This window comes from Parasphingorhabdus sp. (genome assembly GCF_036964675.1).
Lineage (GTDB): Bacteria > Pseudomonadota > Alphaproteobacteria > Sphingomonadales > Sphingomonadaceae > Parasphingorhabdus.
In genome coordinates, this window is record NZ_JBALTF010000084.1 from 1 (window position 1) to 4,452 (window position 4,452).

Below are 4,452 nucleotides of genomic sequence, written 5' to 3' on the forward strand. Positions count from 1 at the left end.
GGGCTTCGCTGTCGCCCTTGATCTGGGTGACCTCGACGATTGGTTCGCGCAGCGCCCTAGTCTTCACGTAGGCGGCATCAATCGGGCTGCCGTCATATTTGTTCATTGCGAACATCCGGCCGTTTGAGACATTGCTGTTGTGCGGAATGGCGAGCACCTTGCCCCCGGTTTTCTGCTCATAGGCTGCCATATAAGCCCATAGTTTTTCCGGATCCTGCGCGCCGAGAGCACCAAAGGGGATGGTGTCGCCCATTTTCTTGGGGCTGTCGCGGAACATCACAACCCGGTGAAGGTTGTCGCCATCCGGCATCGGTGTATATTCAAAGCCCATGAAGGCGGTGAATTTTCCCGGCTCATTATATTGATCGACGGTCTCGCCATGTTTTGCCCAGAGATCGGCCGTGCGTTCTCTGGTCTGTTCCGGGTCGGTCAGGGACGCGGGCAATGTTCCCTTTGCCGCGCCATCGATAAGTTCCGACGTTACCTTCAACGAGCCTTCATCGCTCTCGTTCATCATATCGTGCCAGCGGAGCAGGAATTTATTGGTCAGCAAGGCGATACGGGGAGCTTCCATGATCGCTTTGGTCGCACCCATCGCGTCGCTGTGATCGGCAATCACCAGAAAATCGAGCGGGCGTGACAGTTTCGCCTTGGCGCCTTTGGTCGCCGTGACTTCTTCGCCGCGGGCAAATCTCAGCGCCGCCTCGGCGTCCAGCCGGTTGCCAAAACCAAAAGCGTCGATGCTGTTGTCGGTGTGGAGATGGGTATCGCCCCAGAACACCTGCTCGGGATAGGCCGTGTTGGCGACTTTCGCGCTCTCGCTGTCCTCGTCCTTGTTTCCCGAACAGCTCGAAATAGCCAGAGCAGCCGTGCAGACTGCCAACATCAGTGACTTGCGCATATTGAATCTCCCATCCCAATCATTGAAATCTATCTCTCCCGGGGCTTGGGCGCAATAGCCAGCTTGATTGTCCCGCCCGTCGTAGCGTCAACCGAACCAGCGACCCAAAAGACCGCGTTCCCGCAGGATCGCTTTGGCGGCATTATGGCCCGGTGCGCCGGTGACACCGCCGCCAGGATGGGTTCCCGAGCCGCACATATACAGACCCTTTATCGGCCCCTTGTAATTGGCCGCGCCAATCACCGGACGCGCCGCCCAGAGCTGGTCGAGAGACATGCGGCCATGAAATATATCACCGCCGACCAGGCCGAATTTGCGTTCCAGATCAAATGGTGACAGCGCCATCTGTCCCAGGATCAATTTGCGGAAGCCCGGGGCGTAATCTTCGACGACCGCCAATATCGCTTCGACCGCTGCCTCGCGTTCATCCTCCCAGCTTCGACCGTCCGTTAGTTGCGGCGCGAATTGCTGGCAGAACAGACTGGCGACATGCTGGCCAGCGGGGGCCAGGCTGTCATCGACAAGACTGGGGATAAGCATTTCGACAACAGGCTTGCGCGACCAGCCATATTGCCGGGCGTCCTGATAGGCGCGGTCCATATAGTCCAGCGACGGCGCCATGATGATCCCGGATTTCAGATGATCACCGTTGCCGGGAAGGTCTTTGAAATCGGGCAGCGCGCCGAGCGCCAGATTCATCCGGAAGCTGCCAGAACCGCATTGATAGCCGGCCATCATGCTGCGGAAATCAGCGGGCAGGTCGGCAGGGTCGATCAGGCGGTCATAGAGCAGTTTCGGGCCGACATTGGCGATGACCTTGCGAGCATGGATCTGCTCCCCGTCCACGGTGCGTATGCCGATGGCCGTCCCCTTCTCGACCAGCAGTTTTGCGACCGGCGTTTCGAGGCTGATTTCAACCTCTGCTTCTTGGCAGGCATTGGCCATAAGCTGTGTGACCCGGCCCATGCCGCCGATAACATGGCCCCATTGGCCTTGCTTGCCGTTGACCTCGCCAAACACATGATGGAGCAGGACATAGGCGCTGCCCGGCGTATCGGGGCTCGCATAATTGCCGACAATGGCGTCAAAACCGAAGATCGCCTTGATTGGCGCGCTTTCAAACCACTGGTCGAGCAGCTCGCGGGCACTGAGCGTGAACAGCTTGATGATGTGATGCTGTTCGAGCGCCGATAGCCGGGCGAATTGCCGGGCGGTCTTGATACCGGTGAGCATCGCAAGGGCGCCGCCTCCCGAATTCGGCGGAATTTCAAGCGCCAGATCGCGCAATATCGTGGCCGCAGTTTCCAGCATCGCATAATATTGCGGCAGGCGCGCCGCATCGGACTGCGAAAATTGAGCGATTTCTTCCTGCGTCGCTTCGAGAGAGCCGCCGACGAGCAAATATTTGCCATCACCAAGCGGCAGGAAATTGCTCTTGGGGCGTTCGATGACCCGATAGCCGCGTTCCATCAGGCCCATATCGGCGATGATTTTCGGCTGGAGCAGTGAGACCGTATAGCTGGCCGTGCTGTTGCGGAAACCGGGATGAAATTCTTCGGTCACCGCCGCGCCGCCGATCACGTCGCGCGCTTCCAATATACGCACCTTCATCCCGGCGCGAGCGAGATAATAAGCGCAGACCAGGCCATTATGGCCTCCGCCGATAATCAATGCGTCCAGTGAATGTGCGTGCATGGTGATTGGGCCTAACCGCGTATAATCGCGGCAGCAACCACCAATTGCCGGATGGATTGCGCATTGCCCGGGAAAGACAGGGCCTGGACCGTCTCGACTGTATTCGTTCGGGGCGCAGCAGGCGCAATTGCAAATTTGTGCAAATCCAAATGGGATGATAGGGCCGGGAAATTCACACCAGATAAGGAAGATTTTGGATGAAATATTTTTTGCTGACCGCCGTCTCTGCCTTGGCATTGACCGCCCTCGCGCCCGCAAGCCATGCGCAGGCCAGCGAAGTGGCAACCCAGGCGAACGAGGATATCAATGCTCAGCTGTCCGCCTTTTTCAAAGATTATGACGATCAGGAACTCGCGCATTCCCCGGTGTCAAAAGCCTATCGCGGGATCCGCGATGCCGATTATGGCAAATGGGATGACCCGAGCGACGCCGCTGAAGTCGCGCAATATGAGCGTGGTCAGGCCGCGCTTGCGCAGATGGAAGCCGAGTTTGACAAAGACCAGCTGAGCGAAGCCAGCCAGCTGAGCTATCGTCTGTTTCAAGCGCGGGCCGAACGGTCGAGCAATGCATTCCCGTTCCGTCACAATGCCTATATTTTTGACCAGATGAATGGTGCGCAAAGCCAGATTCCGGCGTTCTTGATCAACATTCACCGGGTGGCAAACAAGGCGGATGCCGAAGCCTATGACAGCCGTCTTGATGCCGCCGGCCGATTGATTGAATCGCTGGTGGTGCAGTCAGCAGAGCGCGCGGACAACGGCATCATCGTGCCCGACTGGGTATTCCCTTATGTGATCGCGGACGCAAAAAATGTGATCAGTGGTGCGCCATTCGCGGATGGCGCGGACTCGCCCATCTATGCCGATCTGAAAAAGAAGGTCGGGGATCTTGATATTTCCGAAGCGGAAAAATCCGATCTGGTCGGGCGCGGCGCAGCGGCGATGATCAACAGCCTGAAACCCGCCTATGAGAAACTGATCGCCGAGATGGAGCGTCAGCAGGCAACGGCTGTCGATGGTGACGGCATCTGGCGGTTCAAGGACGGCGCCGCTTATTATGCTGAGCGGCTGCAAAATTATACGACCACCGATTTGACGGCGGATGAAATCCATCAAATCGGTCTGGATAATGTGGATCGGATCCATGGGCTGATGCGCAAGATCATGGCAGATGTCAGCTTTGAAGGCAGTTTGCAGGACTTTTTCGAGCATCTGCGCAGCAGTGACGAATTTTATTATGACACGCGCGAAGCCTATCTGGCCGATGTCGATGGCAAGCTGGCGGCGATGACGGCCAAGCTGCCCGAATTTTTCAACACGCTGCCGAAAGCGCCGCTCGTGATCAAACCGGTCGAAGCGTTTCGGGAGAAATCTGGCGGCAAGGCCTTTTACAATGGCCCGGCCCCCGACGGCTCGCGTCCCGGAACCTATTATGTAAATCTCTACAATCTGCGCAGCATGTCGAAGACGGAGCTCGAGGCACTAGCCTATCACGAAGGCTTGCCCGGCCATCATTTGCAAAGAACGATCCAGACCGAATTGGGGGATTTGCCGCCGTTTCGCAGATTTGGCGGCTGGACCGCCTATACCGAAGGCTGGGGACTCTATTCGGAGGAACTTGGCAAGGATATGGGCTTTTATGAAGATCCCTATAGCGATTTTGGCCGGCTCGGGATGGAATTGTGGCGGGCCTGCCGGCTGGTTGTCGACACCGGCATCCATGACAAGCGCTGGAGTCGCGAGGAAGCGATTCAATATCTGACCGACAATACACCCAATCCGGAGGGCGATATTCGCAAGGCGATCGAGCGCTATATCGTCTATCCCGGGCAAGCGACCGCCTATATGATCGGCAAG

The 4,452-nt window shown here is 57.5% G+C and carries 3 protein-coding genes; 1 reads left to right on the top strand and 2 read right to left on the bottom strand.

Annotated features, from left to right (window positions below):
- Together V7665_RS12190 and V7665_RS12195 are read right to left on the bottom strand one after the other, a co-directional pair.
- On the bottom strand, positions 1–901 hold a 901-nt coding region (locus V7665_RS12190; RefSeq protein ID WP_335664806.1), incomplete at its 3' end, for a DUF3604 domain-containing protein.
- 87 nt (positions 902–988) lie between these two features.
- The gene (locus V7665_RS12195; protein ID WP_335664807.1) at positions 989–2,596 is read right to left on the bottom strand and encodes a phytoene desaturase family protein; all 1,608 of its coding nucleotides are present in this window, start codon (positions 2,594–2,596) and stop codon (positions 989–991) included.
- Positions 2,597–2,793: 197 nt separating this feature from the next.
- On the opposite strand from V7665_RS12195, the gene V7665_RS12200 reads away from it, so the two are divergent.
- Positions 2,794–4,452 (top strand): DUF885 domain-containing protein (locus V7665_RS12200; RefSeq protein WP_335664808.1); only part of this gene is annotated, 1,659 nt, incomplete at its 3' end.